The sequence below is a fragment of the Trinickia violacea genome, from assembly GCF_005280735.1.
GTDB classification, from domain to species: Bacteria; Pseudomonadota; Gammaproteobacteria; order Burkholderiales; family Burkholderiaceae; genus Trinickia_A; species Trinickia_A violacea.
The window spans coordinates 3,363,193-3,382,551 of sequence record NZ_CP040078.1; the positions used below are offsets into that span (position 1 = coordinate 3,363,193).

At 58.1% G+C, this 19,359-nt stretch carries 20 protein-coding genes and 3 pseudogenes; 13 read left to right on the top strand and 10 right to left on the bottom strand.

The window, feature by feature from the left end:
• Nucleotides 1–6: 6 nt before the first annotated feature.
• Nucleotides 7–636, bottom strand: coding sequence for a hypothetical protein (locus tag FAZ95_RS40435; RefSeq protein ID WP_254700193.1), 630 nt, complete (start codon nt 634–636; stop codon nt 7–9).
• 202 nt (nt 637–838) lie between these two features.
• Between FAZ95_RS40435 and FAZ95_RS40440 the strand changes: the two genes are divergently transcribed.
• On the top strand, nt 839–1,141 hold the full coding sequence (locus tag FAZ95_RS40440; RefSeq protein WP_137337290.1) for a CppA family protein: 303 nt from the start codon (nt 839–841) through the stop codon (nt 1,139–1,141).
• A 489-nt stretch (nt 1,142–1,630) separates the two neighbouring features.
• Here the strand turns inward: FAZ95_RS40440 and FAZ95_RS37235 are convergent, their stop codons facing one another.
• Nucleotides 1,631–2,350: a hypothetical protein gene (locus FAZ95_RS37235; protein ID WP_137337291.1), complete on the bottom strand. Its 720-nt coding sequence runs from the start codon at nt 2,348–2,350 to the stop codon at nt 1,631–1,633.
• Between the two features lie 225 nt (nt 2,351–2,575).
• Here FAZ95_RS37235 and FAZ95_RS37240 point away from each other — a divergent pair.
• Nucleotides 2,576–3,696 (top strand): IS3 family transposase gene (locus FAZ95_RS37240; protein ID WP_437437768.1). Its coding sequence is split into 2 segments (ribosomal slippage): nt 2,576–2,828 and nt 2,828–3,696, totalling 1,122 coding nucleotides; the frame shifts between segments, so codons are not numbered across the junction.
• Between the two features lie 302 nt (nt 3,697–3,998).
• Here the strand turns inward: FAZ95_RS37240 and FAZ95_RS37245 are convergent.
• Both FAZ95_RS37245 and FAZ95_RS37250 read right to left on the bottom strand, forming a co-directional pair.
• Nucleotides 3,999–4,468, bottom strand: a pseudogene (locus FAZ95_RS37245) (YjjA family protein).
• Nucleotides 4,469–4,701: 233 nt separating this feature from the next.
• Nucleotides 4,702–4,968, bottom strand: coding sequence for a hypothetical protein (locus FAZ95_RS37250; protein ID WP_254700195.1), 267 nt, complete (start codon nt 4,966–4,968; stop codon nt 4,702–4,704).
• A gap of 693 nt (nt 4,969–5,661) precedes the next feature.
• On the opposite strand from FAZ95_RS37250, the gene FAZ95_RS37260 reads away from it, so the two are divergent.
• Together FAZ95_RS37260 and FAZ95_RS37265 are read left to right on the top strand one after the other, a co-directional pair.
• Nucleotides 5,662–5,886: a hypothetical protein gene (locus tag FAZ95_RS37260; protein WP_137337294.1), complete on the top strand. Its 225-nt coding sequence runs from the start codon at nt 5,662–5,664 to the stop codon at nt 5,884–5,886.
• A 479-nt stretch (nt 5,887–6,365) separates the two neighbouring features.
• Nucleotides 6,366–6,989 carry a LysE family translocator gene (locus tag FAZ95_RS37265; protein ID WP_137337295.1) on the top strand — a complete coding sequence of 208 codons (624 nt, stop codon included), beginning with the start codon at nt 6,366–6,368 and terminating at the stop codon, nt 6,987–6,989.
• A 56-nt stretch (nt 6,990–7,045) separates the two neighbouring features.
• Here the strand turns inward: FAZ95_RS37265 and tnpC are convergent.
• Nucleotides 7,046–7,769 (bottom strand): annotated as a pseudogene (gene tnpC, locus FAZ95_RS37270) (IS66 family transposase); the annotation flags it as partial.
• Here tnpC and FAZ95_RS40985 point away from each other — a divergent pair.
• The 3 genes from FAZ95_RS40985 to FAZ95_RS37280 all read left to right on the top strand — a co-directional run bounded on the left by FAZ95_RS40985 (nt 7,745) and on the right by FAZ95_RS37280 (nt 9,762).
• Nucleotides 7,745–8,053, top strand: coding sequence for an IS66 family transposase (locus FAZ95_RS40985; protein ID WP_437437769.1), 309 nt, complete (start codon nt 7,745–7,747; stop codon nt 8,051–8,053). The pseudogene tnpC and the gene FAZ95_RS40985 sit on opposite strands and share 25 nt — an antisense overlap.
• Nucleotides 8,050–8,424 (top strand): transposase domain-containing protein, encoded by a 375-nt coding sequence (locus FAZ95_RS40990; protein WP_437437804.1) that lies wholly within the window; start codon nt 8,050–8,052, stop codon nt 8,422–8,424. Before FAZ95_RS40985 ends, FAZ95_RS40990 begins: the two co-directional genes overlap by 4 nt.
• Before the next feature lie 384 nt (nt 8,425–8,808).
• Nucleotides 8,809–9,762, top strand: a complete 954-nt coding sequence (locus FAZ95_RS37280) for a LysR substrate-binding domain-containing protein (RefSeq protein ID WP_137337296.1) — start codon at nt 8,809–8,811, stop codon at nt 9,760–9,762.
• A gap of 198 nt (nt 9,763–9,960) precedes the next feature.
• Here the strand turns inward: FAZ95_RS37280 and FAZ95_RS37285 are convergent, their stop codons facing one another.
• A complete protein-coding gene (locus FAZ95_RS37285; protein WP_137337297.1) occupies nt 9,961–10,740 on the bottom strand; it encodes an ABC transporter substrate-binding protein in 780 nt (259 codons plus the stop codon).
• 632 nt (nt 10,741–11,372) lie between these two features.
• Here FAZ95_RS37285 and FAZ95_RS37290 point away from each other — a divergent pair.
• Nucleotides 11,373–11,541, top strand: a pseudogene (locus FAZ95_RS37290) (IS6 family transposase); the annotation flags it as partial.
• A 166-nt stretch (nt 11,542–11,707) separates the two neighbouring features.
• Here FAZ95_RS37290 and FAZ95_RS37295 read toward each other — a convergent pair.
• The 3 genes from FAZ95_RS37295 to FAZ95_RS37305 all read right to left on the bottom strand — a co-directional run bounded on the left by FAZ95_RS37295 (nt 11,708) and on the right by FAZ95_RS37305 (nt 14,273).
• Nucleotides 11,708–12,031 (bottom strand): hypothetical protein, encoded by a 324-nt coding sequence (locus tag FAZ95_RS37295; protein ID WP_137337298.1) that lies wholly within the window; start codon nt 12,029–12,031, stop codon nt 11,708–11,710.
• Between the two features lie 459 nt (nt 12,032–12,490).
• A complete protein-coding gene (locus FAZ95_RS37300) occupies nt 12,491–12,769 on the bottom strand; it encodes an HU family DNA-binding protein (RefSeq protein ID WP_137337299.1) in 279 nt (92 codons plus the stop codon).
• 481 nt (nt 12,770–13,250) lie between these two features.
• Nucleotides 13,251–14,273 (bottom strand): site-specific integrase, encoded by a 1,023-nt coding sequence (locus FAZ95_RS37305; protein ID WP_137337300.1) that lies wholly within the window; start codon nt 14,271–14,273, stop codon nt 13,251–13,253.
• Nucleotides 14,274–15,333: 1,060 nt separating this feature from the next.
• On the opposite strand from FAZ95_RS37305, the gene FAZ95_RS37310 reads away from it, so the two are divergent.
• Both FAZ95_RS37310 and FAZ95_RS37315 read left to right on the top strand, forming a co-directional pair.
• Nucleotides 15,334–16,341: a ParM/StbA family protein gene (locus FAZ95_RS37310; RefSeq protein WP_137337301.1), complete on the top strand. Its 1,008-nt coding sequence runs from the start codon at nt 15,334–15,336 to the stop codon at nt 16,339–16,341.
• On the top strand, nt 16,338–16,604 hold the full coding sequence (locus FAZ95_RS37315; RefSeq protein WP_137337302.1) for a hypothetical protein: 267 nt from the start codon (nt 16,338–16,340) through the stop codon (nt 16,602–16,604). Before FAZ95_RS37310 ends, FAZ95_RS37315 begins: the two co-directional genes overlap by 4 nt.
• A gap of 64 nt (nt 16,605–16,668) precedes the next feature.
• On the opposite strand, the gene FAZ95_RS37320 is transcribed toward FAZ95_RS37315, so the two are convergent.
• Nucleotides 16,669–16,935, bottom strand: coding sequence for a hypothetical protein (locus tag FAZ95_RS37320; RefSeq protein ID WP_137337303.1), 267 nt, complete (start codon nt 16,933–16,935; stop codon nt 16,669–16,671).
• A gap of 277 nt (nt 16,936–17,212) precedes the next feature.
• On the opposite strand from FAZ95_RS37320, the gene FAZ95_RS37325 reads away from it, so the two are divergent.
• The 3 genes from FAZ95_RS37325 (at nt 17,213) to FAZ95_RS37335 (ending at nt 19,214) form a co-directional block, all read left to right on the top strand.
• Nucleotides 17,213–17,599, top strand: a complete 387-nt coding sequence (locus FAZ95_RS37325; protein WP_137337304.1) for a hypothetical protein — start codon at nt 17,213–17,215, stop codon at nt 17,597–17,599.
• Between the two features lie 198 nt (nt 17,600–17,797).
• The gene (gene xisR / locus FAZ95_RS37330; RefSeq protein ID WP_137337305.1) at nt 17,798–18,049 is read left to right on the top strand and encodes an excisionase family protein; all 252 of its coding nucleotides are present in this window, start codon (nt 17,798–17,800) and stop codon (nt 18,047–18,049) included.
• A complete protein-coding gene (locus FAZ95_RS37335) occupies nt 18,033–19,214 on the top strand; it encodes an Arm DNA-binding domain-containing protein (RefSeq protein WP_137337306.1) in 1,182 nt (393 codons plus the stop codon). The genes xisR and FAZ95_RS37335 overlap by 17 nt, the downstream gene beginning before the upstream one ends.
• Nucleotides 19,215–19,359 lie beyond the last annotated feature (145 nt).

A 19,359-nucleotide genomic window follows, 5' to 3' on the forward strand; every position in this document is an offset into this window, starting at 1 on the left:
ACGCTCCTAGTCGATTTCGCGTAGCGCGCGTTTTTCGTGCGCCTGAGCGCGTGTGTCGGCAGCTTCGGCCCGTTCTCTTACACGCTCGATCTCGGCGCCGAGATCGGTTTTGACGAGGGCGAGTTGGTTTGACGCCTCGTCCAACCAACGGCGCACTTCCTGCAGCCGTGCTTCGGTTGCGGCGTGAGCCTGACGCTCAGCGGCCGGAACGTCACCACTTTCCGCAAGCTGGGTGCGAACCGCCTCGAGTTGAGCCTGCGTGGACTCGACCGCCTGCCGTGCAGCGACAGCTTCCGCCATTGCCTGGTCCCGCGCGACTTCGGCTTCGTGCGCTTGATGACGCGCCTCGGCACGCGGAGTCGAGAGTTCGGCAGCGGACGCCTCGGAGGCGGAATGCCAGATGCTGAGGACAGCTTCGGCCGCGACTTGCTTGACGGCTCCGGGCAGATCCGGATGGTCGATCTTCACGCGCGTGCGCTCGCGCAGGTCTGAGGGTTGGCGCCCCTTGGTCCTCACCGCTTCGGTCCCGAGCCATGCGAGCAAGAGCCGCGGGATGGATCCGTAAGGATAGCCCATGCTCTCGAACTCGCCTGTGGACGTCTCGAGGTAATGGCCAGGCTTGATGATGAGGCTCATCTCGCCCGATGTGCGGCCCCAGCCCGCCAAATTCCGGTCGGGCTCGCGACATGGCAAAGTCGCCTGCACAAGCGCGCGCCCCATGAAGCCCTCTCGCCTTTTAATGCCACGCGCGGGTCCGTCAAACGGTCAGGATGTGGCCTTGCTCTTCACGAAAACACTGTATATATTAACAACTGTACAAATATACAGTTCTAGCGGTATGGAACACCTGATCCGGATTCTCAACGACGACGATCGGCAAACCCTCGCTTGGTTGCGCAAGCATGTTGGTGACAGCTGCGTGGCTGACGCCGCTTGCAGGTTGGCCGCGCAGCGCGGGACCTCCGCTGGCGCGTTGACCAAACCTTACGTGTCGGCCATCTGCCGCTACCTTGGCGTCTGGCCCCCTACCCCGCACTGGCAATGTAGCGCCAATGCCAATCACGCGATCGCTGACCAGCATCTCGCGCAGATGCGTCAGCTGCTCGCACGGTGCACGACCCCAGCTCGACGCACGGGCTAAGACCCCCTCGAAGATTCGCTCAGGGTCGGAAATCCCCTGCCCGCGCCGCGCACATGAGCCCGGAGATCGGCTAGATGCACCGAGACGGCGGTGTCACGGTGCGTGCCCTGATAGGTAGAGCGGGAGATATAACGGAGTGCTGGCGACTGGCTTGTGCGAACGCCTCGATATCGGCTGCGGTAGCAGGCCGCAGTTGCCCACTCCGCACGGCCCGCAGGAAACGAAGCGGCCAGTTTCCGGCCTCGTGGCGCGAGACGCCCTCAGCTGCTAAGCGGACGGTAGCGCTCTGCCCGTCAGCATCGATGTCGATGCGTCGCTCAGCCGTAGGATCGATGTACGTGCTGCCGGCGGCCTGGTGGACAAGGCGCGCCGCAGCTTCTTGTTCGTCCTCGGCGTCGCGGCGTGCGGCATCCTCAGCCTGCCTAGCGCGCAGCTGGGAACTGAAGTCCAGTAGGGAAGCGACTGCCGTATCCCACCCCTCGCCTCTTATTAACGCTGTTTCATGCAATTTCCCTGGGATGATGGATCACCATTTCCATTACCGGTCCCCTGACAGTTACCAGCGCTGCCCTGAAACTGAAGCGACCCGCCAAAAACCACACCTGCCGGATTGCAACTGTAGGGTCCCGACCCACAACCATAATTGCCGTTGGCTGCGCGGATCGTAATAACGTTAGTGCCGTGGACAAGGAATTTATAAATGTCGAAAGTGTGTAGATATTGTTGAGACTGCACTGCAGCGTTGAAATTTCCTGTTAGGGATCCAATTGTTCCAACTGATTGACCGTTAACGAGTATTTCTGCGAAGTCATCCGCAGCAATTGAAATCGTTCCCGACACTGGAGTCCCGCGAAGGTCAAACGACTTCGAGAAGCGGAATTCCGCAGGATACGCTGGAGCCGTAGCGCCAGTGATTCCCGGTGCCCAAATCCATGTCGCACCTGGAATGCTGGACAAGTCGGCTTCCCATCCTCCTGGATAGCCATACAACGTCGCATTTGCCGGACAGTTTGATGGTGACTGAGCGTTGAGACAGACATTTTGGGCGAAGTTTAAAAAAATCCCCGCAGAATTTGAGACTGCCCAAGTCGTGTCCGAGACAAAATTGACGGTCGCCGTCTGAGCCTGAACACCTGAAGGCGAGGCTAAGAAAGCCAACAAAATACCTAGGAGAATGGCTAATTGACGTAGTGCAGGAAATTTTGACATTTATCTACCCCAGCGTGTGTACGCAACGAACAGTTTCGGAATCGCGGATGATAGCCACGCACAAATGCGACAGCATTACTAACCATACATGCTGCGCACGACACGCAAGTCAATTTTTGTCAACGGTATTATCAGGTTGCAACTGGTGGGGGCCATTGAGTGTGACCTGCCCCCCGTAATAGTCCGCCGTTGATGTAGAGTCCGTTCCAAGGAAGGGGAACGGAAGTGAAGAAGCGATTCAGCGAAGAGCAAATCATTGGGGTGTTGAAGGAAGGCGAGGCGGGCCTCAAGCCGGCCGAGTTGTGTCGCAAGTACGGCATCTCGGAAGCGACGTACTACAACTGGAAAGCGAAGTTCGGCGGCATGACCGTGTCGGACGCGCAACGCCTGAAGGAACTGGAGCAGGAAAACAGCAGGCTGAAGCGTCTGCTGGCCGATTCGATGCTGGACAATGCCGCCCTGAAGGACCTGCTTGCCCGAAAGTAGCAAGCCCGCAGGCGAAGCGCGAGGCGGTTCAGATATTGATGATCGAACGCGCGATGGGCGTGACCCGTGCCTGCGGGCTGGTTGGGATATCGCGTTCGCTGTTCCGCTACGAATCCCGACGAACCGACGACATTGAATTGACGGATAGGATGGTGGCCATTGCAGCGCAGAAGCGGCGGTATGGCTATCGACGCATTCACGTGATGTTGCGTCGAGAGGGCTGGCTGGCGAACCACAAGCGCATATGGCGGCTGTACAGTAACGCGGGGCTGAGCGTGCGCAGACGAAAGCGCAACCGCATTGCTGGGGTCGAACGGATACCACGGCCGTTGCCGACGGGGCCGAACCAGAGTTGGTCGATGGACTTCGTCTCTGACGGACTCGCGCATGGCCGGCGGTTCCGGTGTCTGAATGTGGTCGACGATTACACGCGAGAGTGCCTGGCCATCGAGGTTGATACGTCGCTACCCGGTTTGCGCGTGATGCAGGTACTGGAACGTCTTCGGGAGATGCGCGGGCTGCCTTCGTCCATCACCGTAGACAACGGCCCGGAATTTGCGGGCAAGGTGCTGGACGCGTGGGCGTACGACGCCGGTGTCACGCTATCGTTCATCCGGCCAGGCAAGCCGGTCGAGAATGCGTACGTCGAAAGCTTCAACGGGCGCTTCAGGGACGAATGCCTGAATGAGCACTGGTTCGTCTCGCTGCGTCACGCCCGGTGTCTGATTGAACGAGGGCGTATCGAGTACAACACCGAACGGCCTCACAGCTCGGTCGGTTATCTGACGCCCGAGCAGTTCGCCCAGGCGCATGAGGTGCAACGGTTTTTAACTGCGGACTTTAAAAGTACTTCGGCCTAAACCCGGGGGCAGGTCAATGTCAAGATCGGCAATCGGCATGTTCGTGAGATCCCGAGCTTCGAACATACGCTGTGCTGTGTCCGTAAATGTTGCGACTGGGGCGGGAGCCACTGGGTTCGCTTCGTCAAAGAAGATGGAAGCAGTCTTCTACTGAAATGACTGCAACTCTCTGGGTGTTTTAGTGAGCGAACAAAAAAAGACGATGCGACTTTTCCACTGCATCGGTCGATCAGAACCCCTCGTCCTTGTACAAACTAGCGCGCTCGCACGGGGTTTTCTGCGCAGCTTGCGCTTAATCCTTGCTACAGCATCGATTTGCCCTGGTCGAGGATCTTATTACAGATCTGCCTGGTGAGTTGTTGCTTGACGCCGTCGAGGCTCAGCTTCTGCCCGTTTCCTGTGTCGATGATGCCGTTGGCCCCGTCAGTGTAGCTGCTGTCGGAATTCGATGCTCCGCCAGGCAGTTTGCTCATCAGCGCATTCTTGACCGACGACGCGCTGTTGCCGCCGAGGTAGTTATTCTTGATGCAGAACTGCAGCACGCCAGCGATGTTGCTGCTGTTGCTGGACGTTACCGCGCCATCGGACAGCGCGTTACCAAGGCCGCCCAGCCCCCCGACAAGCCTGCGCCGGAGAGGTTGCCGAGGCCCGTCGACGGACTGTTGCTGCCCTGGTTGAGCAGGTTGCCGAGTTGGGCGTGAGCCGCGGAAAACGGGATCGACAGTCCGATAAGGGTTGTCGCGGCCACGATGCAGTGCAGGTGTACTTTCATGGATTCCTTCAGTCGGTGTCGCGTCCGGTTGCTGGATCGGACATTGATGGAGCGAGAAGGGTCGGGGCGGGCGAGCGCAGGAAGGCAAACCTAACTCTGTGCGCGGAATTGACGCCGCGGTGTATGTCCGAGCTCGATGGCTGATCGCCGCGACGCTCGAATGGGGGCGCACTGCTCAACGTGTCTGATTCCTTGCTGGGACGGGCCTGCGCACTCCAGCGCCAAGGCGGCCGTCAGTGATCGTCCTGGGGATGATCCTCGTTGCGATGATCGTTGTCGTGGTGATCATCATGTTGACCATGCCAGCCTCGATCATCAGGGTGACTACGCACCCAGTCGTCGTGAGCCCAGTAACGATGACCATCGTAGTACTGGTCGCCATGCCACCCAACCGAAATTCCGACAGGTGCAGGCGCAACGGCCACCGGGGCCGGGACGATGCAACCGCTGAGGCCGATCCCGAGGCTCGCAAACAATGCAGTCGCGATGAGAGTTTTCATACCCGCTCCTTGATAGGTTTCGAAACAGACGGTGGATATCTGCCTCACTGAACGTGTCCGCGGGCGTCATGGTTGACCACTTTCAAAATCGTTAACGATAGTTAACGGTTTGCGTTGTCCAAGGGCTGATTAACCACGGCAGGCGAGTTCAGGTAAGCGTCCGGTTCATCGTCCATCGGACAGCGCTCAGCAGAAGGTTAACGATTATCAAATGCGGGTGCCCTCGTTGGTGTTACGTCAACCGTGCCACAGTTCAGACCGTTTTGGCAGCGTGGGCGAAACGCTCCCACATGACTCCACCTTCAAGGTTCCTTATGCAAAAGAAAATCGCGGTTGCTGCGCTTGCTGGCCTGTTTTCGCTCGCTGTGTTCGCGCAGGCGTCGAATCCCCAAGCCGCGCCCTCGCAAGATGCAACGATGGATTCAACACCAATGGCTTCGCCGGCACCGGCACCGGTGAAGCACAAGCATCACCATCGTCACCACCATCATCACAAGGCTGCAGCCTCTGACGCCAGCCCGTCGTGATTTTCGGATAGCCGAAGTGCCGTTGATTGAGGTGCTTCGGTACCGCTCGCGCGGCGTGTAATCTCCGCGCCGCGGTGCTCGGGAAGCGGAGAATGATGAGGTCAGTTTGACATTTGGTGATGTGGAATCGAGGTGATGCCACTCACTTTTTCTTGCGGAGGGCTAAATGGGATTTTTGGATGAAGCAGGCAAGATCGCTGGGGCGGTTGCAGCGGTGGAGGCGGCGGAGAAGGTCGATCCCGAGGCGGGTCTGCTAACGAAAGGGGGTGCGGCGATTGCCGGTTTTGAAGGCGCTGGTGCATTGGAATCGTTGGTCGAGAAGAAAGATGGCGAAAAGCAGGACACCGCCGACGATTCGCAGGCTACAGACGGCACGAATTCTCAGACCTGAGTTCGCACTGTTATCGGACCGTCCCAAGCAGGGCGACCTCACGGCTGAGTTCGATGATCGTACATGGTGTGATGGGCTACCTAGACACGAAGACCCGATCGGCCGTTTTGAGCAGCACGGCCATCAGTAATCCTTTCCGTCGCGGCTCGGTCGCTTTGTCCAGCAATGCGCTCGGAAGGCTGGATCGACGGAGCCCGATGACCGGCAATACGATCCCAAACTAGAAAAGGGAATGAAGCGACTCCCTCCGGCGGATATGTGTAATGTACTTTCCGATGATTCGAAAGACCCAGATCAACCATAAGCACTGTATCGATACCGTCTTGACCAATGCCGGCCTCGCGACTACGAGGCTACAATTTTGACGGCACGGCGACCGTCGCGAATTTCATGGTAGTTTTCAAGGCACGCGAAGATAGTCATCACGCTGTCTGTCAGGGACCGGATCATCAGGGATTGTTCACAGGGCGGACTAGAGAATGAGTTGGCATACGTACATGCTTTTTATCGGTGCGAGTCTTGTGCTCTGCCTAGTGCCCGGCCCGGACATGCTATTTCTGTTGGGCCGCCCGATCGCGCAGGGGCGTGCTGCAGGCTTGTGTGCAGCCTTTGGCATCAACCTTGGTGCTTACATTCACTTGCTGGCAGCAGTGACAGGATTGTCCGCCCTGGTCCTCGCGTCGGCGACGGTATTTACTGTCGTGAAGTTCGCCGGAGCGGCTTATCTCGTCTATCTGGGTTGGGGCGCATTGCGCGCAAAAGGCGGGTTCGCGCTCCAGGAGAGCAGTGGCAAGAGCACGCTACGGCATGTCTTCTGGCAGGGATTTCTCAGCGACGTGCTAAACCCGAAGGTCGCTCTGTTTTACACGGCACTACTGCCTCAATTCACGAGCACGCATGATCCTCGACCGGTCGCACACCTCTTCGAGCTCGGCGTGATCGGCAACACCGTTGGGATCAGCACAAGTGTCGCCTATGTATTTCTTGCATCCCGAATGACGCAAGCGCTTCGGCGAAGCAAGACCCTCTCGGCCGGGCTGACGAAGGCAATGGGCGCTTTGTTCATCGGGTTAGGTGCAAAACTCGCGACAGAGAAGCTGTAAGCAAGCATTCGATCGGCGCCGTCCCGATGAATGCTGACGTGTGAGGGGCTCGACTGCTAACGGATGGGATCGACGTGCGCGGAGGCAGGCAGCAAGGGAGCAACGTTCCAAGGTAATAGTTCGTCAATCCGGCTCATTGGGTGTTCGGCGATGCGTTCGATGACGTAGTGCAGGTAGGTTTCGGGGTCAATGCCATTCAGGCGCGCGGTACCAATCAGGCTGTACATGGCGGCTGCGCGCTCCCCGCCTGAGTCTGCGCCGGCAATTAAAAAATTCCGCCTCCCGATTGCCACACCCCCTCAATGCCCGCTCGGCGATCAGATTGTCGATTTCGGCCTGACCATTGCTGCAGTAGTAGACCAGCGCGGGCCAGCGATTCAACGAGTACTGGATCGCTTTGGTGGTGTCCGACTTCTCGGATAGTGTGAGAAGCGTCGCCTCGAACCACCGCTTCATTTCATCAAGCAGCGGAACGGCCTGAGCCTGGCGGATGCGCCGTCGTTCTTCAGCTAGCTTCCCACGAATGTGCTCCTCGATGCGATAGAGTGCGCCGAAGCGCTTCAGTGCTTCGCTGGTAATTGGCGATGGCCGCACCGCGTGCAAATCGTGCAGCTTTCGTCGTGCATGCGCCATGGACGCTGCCTCCCGTATCTCACCGCCCCCATACAGCTCCGCATAACCGGCGAATGCGTCTGCCTGGAGTACGCCCTTGAAGTTGGCAAGATGACGCTGGGGATGCTCGCAGCGACGATCCGGTGTATAGGCAAACCAGACCGCAGGAGCATCTGAAGCACTTCAAGGGCTTGTTGCAGGCCGATGCGTTTGCGGGCTACTCCAAGCTGTATCGGGACGGACGCATCCAGGAAGTTGCCTGCTGGGCTCGTGCGCATCGTCAAATATATGAACTGCATGAACGGCGTCCCAATGCGATTACTGAAGAAGCCCTGCGGCGTATTGGGACAATCTACGCGGTAGAGGAGCAGATCCGCGGCAAGCCGCCTGATGAGCGTCTGCGTGCGCGCCAGACACAGGCGTTACCGCTACTCGACGAGCTAAAGCGCTGATTCGAAGCTCGGCCAAATCCGAGACGACGGCAGCGATCAGCTATGCGCTCAATCGTTGGGCGCCACTCGTCTATTACTGCTCTGACGGCTGCGCGGAGATAGACAACCTGATCGCCGAGCAGGCGCTGTGTGGAGTCGCCGTGGGACGGCGCAACTATACGTTCGTTGGCGCCGACTCCGGCGGCGAGCGCGCCGCTGCGATGTACAGCCTCATCGGCTCGGCACGTCTTAACGGCATCGATCCAGAAGCGTATCTGCATTACGTCATCGAGCGCATTGTCGATCACCCCGTCAACCGTATCGACGAACTGCTGCCCTGGAACGTCGCGCCGCATCTGCCCGCAGCGGCAAAAGCCGCCCCCATTCGGTAAACACTTCCATCGCGTTCGTCAACAACCTCGGCTACGGCCTTGCTTGAGTGCTTACCCCGGGTCTGAACTTGTACGGATTCCGTAAGCGCGGAATCAAGCGCCATGGAAGCTAATGGCCGGCTACGCAGAATATGCCTGCGGGTTTTCACTGAGGCACCCCAACCGCATCCGGGGGGATCGCCTGCCACGCATTGCGAATCAGCGGCGACGCGGGCTCGAACTCGCGAGGCGCTAGGGCCAGCAGGCTGGCCACTGGAAGTCGCGGTGCGCGACTGTATGCCGACTGTCACGGATCATAGGATTCGCACCACCCGCCGGAAAGACTGCGCCTGGTTATACTGAAAACCCGCGATTGTCGCCCTACAGCAGGCCTTGCCGGAAAACATGAAACTGCATCACCTGGAGGCGCTGGTCTCTGTTGCTGACGCCGGAAGCATCCGCGCAGCGGCACGCCTGTTGCAGCTGTCCCAGGCAGCCGTCACCAAGGCGCTGCGCGAGCTGGAAAGCGAGCAACAGCTTGCGTTGCTCATGCGCACTGCCGGCGGCGTGAGCTTCACGGACGCCGGGCACAGGTTGCTGAGCCACGCGCGACTGGTCGTAGGGCAAATGGAGCGCGCCAGCGAAGAGCTGGCAAAACTGCGCGGGGATCAGGCCGGCAAGCTCGCCATTGCTGTCACCCCGCTGGTCATGGTCACCTTTCTTCCAGAGACCGTATCGCTGTTCCGCAAGCAGATGCCGGCGATTCAGCTGGAGATCTTCGAAGGACTGACAGCCGTGGCGTTACCGCGCCTGAGGGAAGGCGCGCTGGATTTCGGCATCCTCGCGCTGGCAGCGGCGATGACGGCCCAGGAATTCGACATCGAACCGCTGTTTGCATACGAGTCGCGCGCAATGGCCCGCCGCGGACATCCTAGCGCCGGGAAGCACTCGTTGCATGAATTGCTCGACCAGGACTGGGCAGTCAACTTTACACCAGCCAGCTACGAGAGCCTGATGCAAGACCTGTTCTGGCAACATGGGGCGATGATTGCCCCCGCCCGACTGCTCGGCACGCATTCATTTTCACTCATGCTTGAACTGGTGCGGTACAGCGATATGCTCACCGTTGCCCCAGAACCCTTGCTGCTCACCGAGTCCATGCGCAATTGGGCGCAGCCGCTAAGACTGGATGAGCAGTTTGGGACCCGCCGTGTCAGCGTGATCAGCTTGCGCAATACGATGCGCAGCCAGGCAGCGATGTGCTTTGTCGACTGCCTGCGCAAGGTCATCCGAACGCGGTCGCGATCTGCGAGTGAGGCGAACCGCATGCTGTTCGACCGGCTGGAGTTACTGTTCTGATGCGACATGCGCGCACGTTGCTGCGCAACGTGACGCGATGAACTGACGCGCCCCATCTGCGCGGCGCCATCCTTCGCGGAAAGGAACTTCATCTCTGACTCAGGGGAGCAAGACACGATACATCTGATTGCTCGCGGGGACCTGCGCAGTGAAATAAATCTCGCCTTGCTCCGAGTGTGCCCGGCCGCGTGTATCGGTTCACTCGCCGTAAATGTCGAATTCAAAGTACTTTTTGGCGATCCGCTCGTAAGTGCCGTCCTTGCGTATATTCCCGATCGCCTGGTTGATCTGCAACACGAGCGAACCGTCTCCCTTGCGGACGCCGATCGCCACGCCGTTGCCTGTGACACGCTTGTCCTTCACTGCGTCACCGGCGAACGCAAAGCCTTTGCCGCGAGGTGTCTTCAGAAAACCGATATCGGCCTGAACTTCAGGTTGAAACGCCGCATCGAGGCGACCCGTCACCAGATCCTCGTAAATCTGGTCCTGATTCTGATACGAGACGACCTCCACCCCCTTGCTGGCCCACTCCTGTCTGGCAAAGCTTTCCTGTGTCGAACCCTGATCGACACCGACACGCCTGCCTCGCAACGCCCCTGCGGTTGGCTGTAACTTTGAGCCGGCACGGGCAACAAGGCGCGAGGGACCGCCATACAGTCGGTCCGTAAAGTCGATCTGCCGTTTGCGTACTTCCGTCGCACTCATCGCAGACAGGATCGCATCGAATTTGCGCGCATTGAGTGCGGGAATGAGTCCGTCAAAGCTTTCCTCGACCCATTCGCACTTCGCGTGAAGGTTGACACAGATGGCATTGCCAAGATCGATATCGAAGCCGGCAAGCGACCCGTCTGGCGCTTTCGATTCGAAGGGTGGGTACGTGGGATCGACGCCGAAGCGGATGACCTGTGTATCTGCGGCCAACGCGGCAAGCGGTAACACAGCGAGTGCGACAAGGCCAGAAAAAAAGATCCTTTTCATGACGCCTCCAGACAAAGACAGGGAGTGCAAATCTGGTGGCGTCGTGCCGACTGGGACCGGGCACTGAAAACACGTTGCGCTTCATATTCGCCAGACATGAAGCGGGTGCGTGCCCCATCGTGCGCGTATCCCACGATTTCCCGGGCATCATACATCAGAGTTCTGCACAACGTTATGTTGTCCTCGCGTGCTGAGCGTTTCCTAGCGTCAGTGTAACCAATTGCCAAGCGCTCGAGGAAGACCTTATCCGGACGGTTTTTGCGCGCGCCCATTCGGTAAACACTCCCATCGCGTTCGTCAACGCCATTGGCTACGGCCTTGCTTGAGTGCTTACCTTGGTGGCACCGCCTCCCGTTCGATGCCGGAAGATGCACAGGTGAGTACCGGGAAGATTGCGGGCAGACAGGATCTCACGACCATCCCACCGCCGCTTCAGCGTCGCCGACGGCCGGCGTAGGTATCGGTGGTATTGGCGGTAGCGGCTTCGGCACCGGTGTGGGTCTAGGGGCGGGGCTGAGTTTCGATATTTCGCGCTTGTTTGGGATGCATCCCGACGAGCCAATACGCGTCTACCGGTACAGTGGGCTATGTCGCATTAAGGCGGTCAGGTAGAATCGGTCGGACCGTCACGCATGACGAGCATGATGGCAAAGAAGAACACACTAGGCAAGACTCTGCCTGCTGGCATTGGCAAGGTACTGAAGCGACTGCACTATCCGCTGGATGTGATCCTGGTGTGTGTGTGCGTGATACGTGGCGTATTCGCTGAGCCTGCGTAACCTCGAAGAGATGATGGCCGAGGTACGAGATCGACCTAGCCCAGTCTCATTTGTTGTGTGTGGCGCTAGTCTCATTATTTTTGTGGTTTTACGGCTCCGGCTATGCCTCCTTCACAACACGAGGTGCGCATATATACGTGCGAAGGTAAATGAAAAGCCCACGTTGGCGGACCTCCCTCTTCCTTGCGTTACTTGTTGCCGGCCTTCCTTCGCAGAACGAGGAACGATCCGAAGCCACGCTTCGCTACCGGCTTGTCTCTGCAACGAGACTGCCCGGTCGCGATAACGACGTCGCGGCCCCGACTGACCTTAAAGCCCCCAATGAAACGTGGATTCGCCTTGGTCGGCCCCGCCAGTACCACTATATGGTCTGGCAGTTCGGATTTGATGGCCTGCGAACCCCAGCCACACGTACGGTCGATGAACGCGTTTATCCGCGCTTCGACGGCCTCGGGCGAGTCGTCGATGCGTCGGCGATCGGGTCGTCGAACGGCGCGTTGGATAGCTTTCATGCTTGATTTCCGATAAGAAGCTGAACAAGGCGCCCGGACTGAGCCAAGCACTGCAAAAACTGCGTGCATTCTTTGCACGCTAATGAATCGCTGCCTGGAATACCTTCTCGACACCGGGATCCTGCATCAGCTGGCGGCTTGTCGAACGACCGAAGTTGGCCTGCACAGTGGAACGCGTGCAGGCCCCGACAAATGTAGTCTTCAACTCGCCTTGGAAGACTGATCAGTCTGCCGCACTTTAGCTCTCCCCACAAAAGTAGTCCTGGTCAAACAATCTTTGGCCATCTCCGATCACCTGGAACTAAAGCGGCCAAGACGATCGTCGGGTGCGCTCAGATATTTGGGACCAGCTTGAACAAGCGTCATGGTCGCCCCGTTAACCGCCGAGCGCGTGGAGTCCACCGCGCGCGATCTCGCGGTACGGGCCCTCATAGGCGACCTGCGCGACGTCACGCTTCGTCACGGTGCGTTCACCGCGTCCTTGAACGCCTTGCCCGCTGTGAACTTGACCGTCTTCGCTGCCGCAATCTGCATTTCGGCGCCCGTGGCCGGATTGCGGCCCGTACGTGCAACTCGCTGCCCCTGCGAAAACGAACCGAAGCCGACCAGTTGCACCGTGCCGCCTTCGGCCACCGCGCGGGTGATGACGTCGAGCACCGCCTGGATCGTTTCGCCGGTCGCTGCCTTGCTCTCGCCAATGTCCGCGGCGACCACGTCGATGAGTTCCTGTTTGTTCATGGATATTCGTGTTCGGTGAGGGAAACCCGCACCCTACCGCATCCCAACCCTGACAGGCAAACCCGGAGCAAACGCGCGAACACCGGTGCTAACACGGCGACCAGGCGGCCGATTCCCTCCATACCGCGCCCGACATGCCCGAAGGGCCACACAAGTTAATAACGCCATTCGCTATGTAAGACAGCCCTCGGTAGACTCTAACCGTCGCCAGGCAAGGCCCTCAGGCCGCGCCACCCGATTCACCAGCTGTCTAAGACTCGCCCTTCAGGTATCCATAGTTGACCGTCGGCACACGCGACCTCGACATGACGTCCAGGAGTACCAGGGCAGGCTTTTCTTGACGCCCCACCCCTCGAAGATCGACCTCGCCTGCTCGACCGAGATGCCGATGGCCTGTGTGCCCGTGACCACCGGCATCGCCTGCCGCGCCGAGTCGTAGCCGAGGCCCTTAAGCGACGAGATCACGCCGATCGCAACGGCGTCATTCGGCGTCCACAACGCGTCGAGGCGAGCGTTGCCGTGTTCCCTCCTTCGGCACAGGGCGCAACCGAAATGAGCCGTAGTACGCGGCAGCAACACCGACGCGCCCGTGCCCCATACGCTCCATCACCCCCTCCTGAACAAGCCTCAAATCATCCGCAGCCATCTGGTCAGCCCGCCCACCCAAAGTCGCTGGCAACATGCCGCCGAGCATCGCGATATTTTCGGCATACTCCGCGCGCATTCCGTGCGCTGTCACCCCGCACTCGGCCTTCGTAATACCGAGTTTCTGCATCAGTTTCTCGAAGCGGTCCGCGTTTGCATGCAGTCGGCCATGTTTGCCGCTCGGCGTCTGTTGCCAGCCGAGGAAGTGGCTCTTTGGGATGCGCTCCTTCACATACTCGAGGACCTCGCGCTGCCAGGGATGTTCGATTGGGATATCTCGTCCCCGGCCAGATTTCGGACCGTCACCGGGAAACACGCGAAGATAGCGCCCCTGATCCGCCTTGTGAATGCGTAAGCAAAGAAGCTCCGCGCGGCGTAAGCCAAACGCCAAACCAAGGCGGATCATCCATCCCAACCGTATGTCTAGCCGGTCGGCCTTCTCGATGGTCTCCAGGACATTCAAGCCCGCCTCGGACCAGGATTTTGACTCGCGAGTCGCTACCTTTACCTTCAGGCGTTCAGGTCCCACCTGCGGGAGATAGGTATGAAGTGGCTTCACCAAGCCCGGCTTGCCGATCCAGTCGGCCCAGTAGCCAAGCTCTGTCCATATCGACTTCATTGTCTTCGGCGCCAAGCCCATTTCAACAATTGCGGCGGCAAGGACCTGAACATGTCGCCCAGCCAGGTTCTCGGCACGCTCGAGCTTGTACCCCCGTTCATACAGTATGTCGACAATGCGAGCCATCACCTGGTGATGAACCTGAATTGTTCTGTAGCTCGCGACGTGTCCATCTCTCTTGCGAACCCCACCCTTTTCGTCGATCAACAGTCGAATTTGGCCCTTTAGCTCTGCACTCATACCTACTCCTTGATTGGTTACTCGATTTGGACCGTTTCTTTCTTCACGGTCGACGCATTTATCGTAGACGTCTCGGAGGCTCGCTCTCCTCGGAAAATCGCGATAAAACGAGTCACATTCGACCCAGAGACAACCTGATCAAGTCGAGCTCTAGCTCATCAAATCTGAACAGCAAATTTTTTGGCGTAGTCAGGCCCCATTGCCGTTCGGCAATGGGGCGACTCAGGAGGGCTGAGATCTTGAAAATGGAGATTCGCTGGGCGGACAGCCACTCCTACCCAACGCCCGGGACCTCACGGTCGCGGATTGCTTGCCCGCTGGCAAGCTCAGGTGCTAAAGGGCACCAGCCTATGCGCGCAATGGTGTGCCGGCTGGCGCAAATGCCGGAGTGCGGGTCATGTTCCCCCTGGAGGGACGCGGTATTCCAGGTACGGTGCGTGGCAGGCGACGCACGCGTGCTCCTGGTCTTCGAAAGGAAGCCGCTATTTTCGACGAACTGATCTTTTTTCGATCTGTAGAGCTTCTGTAGCCGCAGTTAGCGCTGAACCCTACGCGGGATGCGACTGTGCCATGCACTCTGTATTGATCTGTAGTGCGTACCAACCGAGAAAATCACATCCGATTTCCTCTACAACCAACGCATGCACCTTTCGGTTGCAGCGTTGTCCATGGTGAGTCATGCCGGAGTACGGCGATTGGGAAACTTAAAGCAACAGAACCAGAAGAATCCTAGCACCTAGCTAACGCGCTCGCCACGGTTAGTTGGACTTGTAACCCAGTTTCTCAGATAGACCTTGGATCCGGTGATGATCTCGCAAAGTCGAATGAGGCGCGTTTTTGCGCAGCACTCCGCGCTTGCCCCCCTCGAAGTCTAGGGCATCATAAATTCACTCGTCCCACCTGGTCGTAACTGCAGTGCGAATACCATGACTTGGACTGGGAAGTACGAGCTTAGTCGTACATATGTGCGAGATAAATTCCCGCGTCGCTCTTCTTGAGCGCCAAGTACGACATTTCTACAACGTTAGTGCGACATAGTCATACTTTTAAGGAAGAGAGAATGGAACTCGATGTGGTAGGTTTTGATGGGGGTCACGGTCGAATCAAGTGCTGCTATTGCGCGGCCGACGGCTCCATGCGTACTTTTTCATTTCCCTCGGTGGCTCAGCTGCACAGAGACAGTGCCCTTGAGCAGTCGGCGCGAGCATTTGCCGATTCGCCATCGATCAGACGGGTCAATGTGGGCAACAGTAAATTTAATGTCGACACCGACCCTGACGCGTTGCCGCCCGCTACCGTTGGGGAAAGAAATGAAGGCGACGATTTCGCAGAGCGCCGGGAATATACGGCACTGCTCTACGCAGCGCTTTTGAAAATAGGAGCTCGCCGAATCCGGCTGCTCGTCCTAGGACTGCCGGTCCATCTTCTTGGTAAATATGCGGAGAGTCTGAAGGAACGCTTCACAGGAAGCCTTCAATGCAGCGACAACTCTCCACGGATTCTTGTCGATAAAGTGGTCGTGCTGCCTCAACCCATCGGCAGCCTAATGTATCTCAAAGCTTTGCCGTCCCGTCGGATCACTTCTTACTCGACATTAGTGATGGACGCCGGTTGGGGAACGATGGATTGGGTAGTTTCGTCGACCGAGGGGTTCAAGCTCGACCACGAAAGAAGCGGTGGGAGTCCAGGCGCGGGAGCTTTGATTTATCGCCGAATCGCTGATTTGCTTGCTCTTGAGTATGGCGAACGATTTGATGCGCTCGACCACATCGATCGCGCGGTTAGGAGCAATTCGAAGCTTATGGTTCATGGCCTGTCAATTGATCTCAACCCGTTCGTACAGCAAGCTAAGGAGGAAACCACGGTCGAGCTCGTCCGCAAGATTCGCGCGCGTGTGCGATCCACAGAAGATCTCGGGGTGGTGCTAACGGGCGGCTCCTGCTCGCTCTTCGCCGACGCGGCTAGGGAGATTTTCACACGCATCCCTTTGACAACTTTGGATGAGCCCATGATGGCCAATGTCCGGGGCTTTGTTCTTGGTGGCCTGCAATCGTTGAGGTCGAGATGAAGAAAACGAAGTTGACCGTCGTCATTACAGAGGTCGAATTCCCGCACTTGTTTGCACGTCTTGATGGAGTGCCTTCGTGGCGCGGCCGCGCGGCTCTGCTCAAGAGGTTAGGCGAGGATGGGGCACGCATCGCAGGATACGGTGGCCAAGCAGATGGCTCCTTCGTGAAAGCATCAATTGCCAAACCGGGAGGGCCCACAAAATTTGACAACCTGGACATCGGCCAACTAGACGATGATGACGTCAAGGACTGGTTTAAATGAAAGGCAATGAGACAGATTACCAACCGTTGTCGTGTCTCATCGTGAGACGAGGGGGCATTGATTCCTAAGGGTTTTCCGTGCGGGGTGCGCACGATTTGTCGGATTTGCTGTGCGCGCCCGCTCGGACGAGCCACTCTGCGTACTGATTCGTTGTCGGCAATGCCACAGTCGGCAAGGCAACAGAAAGCTTAACCCGCGCCCTCGAGACGCCTTCAGCCAGCCCTTGCGGCGCTTCTGCGCCGCGATAGTCATGAATATCGAACCCGTTGGCGTTTGGCTTGCGGGTTTGCCACTTTCGCGACGGCATCGACTCGACCAGCGGGTGCTTCATCAGCTTACTGCTCTGCCCGTCCAGTTCCTCTAGGCATTACGTGCTCGAAACCGTCAAGGCGCAAAGCCTAGCCATCTAGTTGCGTTTGTACATAGACCTCCGCGATCGGTACAGCACACATCTTCACTGGCAAGCCGACTCACGACGTGCCCCCCTCCGCAAAGCCTGGCCAACGCACGAGTTGGGCCACCTGCGAAAAGTAACTCCAGCTACCGAGCACCCGGCTGCACCGCTGGCAAAAACGAAATCTCGTTGAATCCTGCTCAAAAATCGTCGCGTGATGCCGATCGGCACGAAAGTCGCGCCAAAAAGCGTGTTTATCGGGGCAGAAAGTCGCGCGCAAGCGGCCATACTTGCTTCACCCACAACTTCACAAGGACTTCAAATGATCGATCAGATCGAACTTCATCATTTTGACGACGGAAGCCTCGGTATTGGATTTCTGCTCCCAAGAACAATGATTGTTGTTGTGCCGAGCGTAGTGTCGGACCTTTTGGCTGCCGTGTTGCACAACGTATCCAGTACCTCAGTCTCTCTTGAGAAAATCAAAAATGGATCGCATAAAGGGCGCTGGGACTTGATCATTTTTGGCAACACTTTCCGTATGGACGAGTGTGATGTCTGCGCGTTGAGATCCAAGCTCATGAAACGATATTCACATTAACTGCGGCCTCATATGCCACGGCACCATGACCCCAATCAGCGATCTCTTTCCTGAGGCGAGTTAAATGTTTAGGTTATCTAATCACATTTTCCTTACCCGGGGACAAAGATGATCTTGCAACAGCGCACCAAGCAAAGAGAATTAGATGTCGACAACAACCTCAAACACACGGAAAGCAAATATCCAAAAGGAATATAAATGAACGAACCAACAATTCAGATCGCACCGGCGCCTTACGTGACTGTCAAAATGGCGGCGGCGACAATCGGCCTAAGCGAGAAGGCACTTCGGCGAAAAATCGAGGATGGCAAATTTGTCGAGGGGCGCGAGTATCGACGCTCTCCCGATGGAGGCATCTTCATTTCTCTGAAGGGCTTTGCTGCGTGGCTAGAAACCGCAGCACCTTCAAACACGGCCAGGAAAGGTAAAGCAAATGGCACGCAAGGGTGATGGGGTCGAGATTCGCGAAAAATCCATCCGCCTGAGCTTCATGCTGGATGGGATACCGCAGCGGCAAACGCTGATGGTCAATGGCAGGCCGATGCCGCCGACGCCGGCGAACATTCGCTATGCCTACCGGCTCGCCGGCGAAATTCGCGACCGGATCCGGCACGGCACGTTCAGTATGGCTGAGTATTTTCCGCGCTCGGGGGGCACAACCTCCTCTTCCGTCAAGGAGTGGCTCGACACGTGGCTCGCCGCATTGCGTGTGGAGGCCTCGACACGGGCCGGGTACTGCGCTGCGCTGCGGTTTTGGGAGACGGTCGCTTGCGACAGGCACCAAACGAAGCCGATGGGTGCGACCCCGCTGCGCAGCCTCAAGCATAGTCACATTCTCACCGCGATTGCGAATCGACCTGATCTGAGCGGTAAGACGATCAACAATTACCTGTCGGTGCTGCGTACGGCACTCGACCTCGCCGTGAAGGATAAGCTGATCTTCGAGAATCCGGCGAAAGACATTGCGCCGGCCAAGCATCAGAAAGCACCCCCAGACCCCTTTTCGCGCGTCGAGTCGGACGCGATCCTCGCCGAGCTCGCGCGCGCCTATCCTGACGAGGTCCTGAGTTTGTGCGAATTCTGGTTCTGGACCGGGCTGCGCACCTCGGAAATCTTGGGTTTGGAGTGGGCGAACGTCGATCTGGCGAGCGGCACCGCCTTGATCGCGCAGACCTTCGTCCGTGGACAGCACAAGGCGACGACCAAGACCGCCGTCGCACGCACGATCATTTTTAATAGCCGCGCGATGGCCGCGATCCAGCGTCAGCGTGCGCACACGCAGGTCCGGGGCGGGCGCGTGTTTCAGGACCCGCGATATGGCGAGGGATGGGCCGATGAGGACGCGTTTCGCCGCACCTATTGGGCGCCGACGCTTAAGCGGCTCGGCATCCGCTACCGGCGTCCGTACAACATGCGTCACAGCTACGCGACGGCGATGCTGATGGCCGGCATGACCCCCGCGTTTTGCGCGAAACAACTCGGACATAGCGTCGAGATGTTCCTGACGACGTATTCGAAATGGATCGACGGGGAGCAGAACGAGATGGAGATGGCGCGACTCGAAGCCGCGCTTTCTTCCCCGAATCCTCCCCAGACGGAGCGCAATGCGGGATAACGCGTTGATTTGGCAGGAATAAATTGGCCCGGTGGCAATCGAATAGCGGCGGCAATCCCTTGACAGGCAAGGCGAGGCTCCATTCATGCAAAAGAGTTGCCTCAGGAGTTGCCCCGAGAAAAATTCCCTGCATTTGCACGCGGTG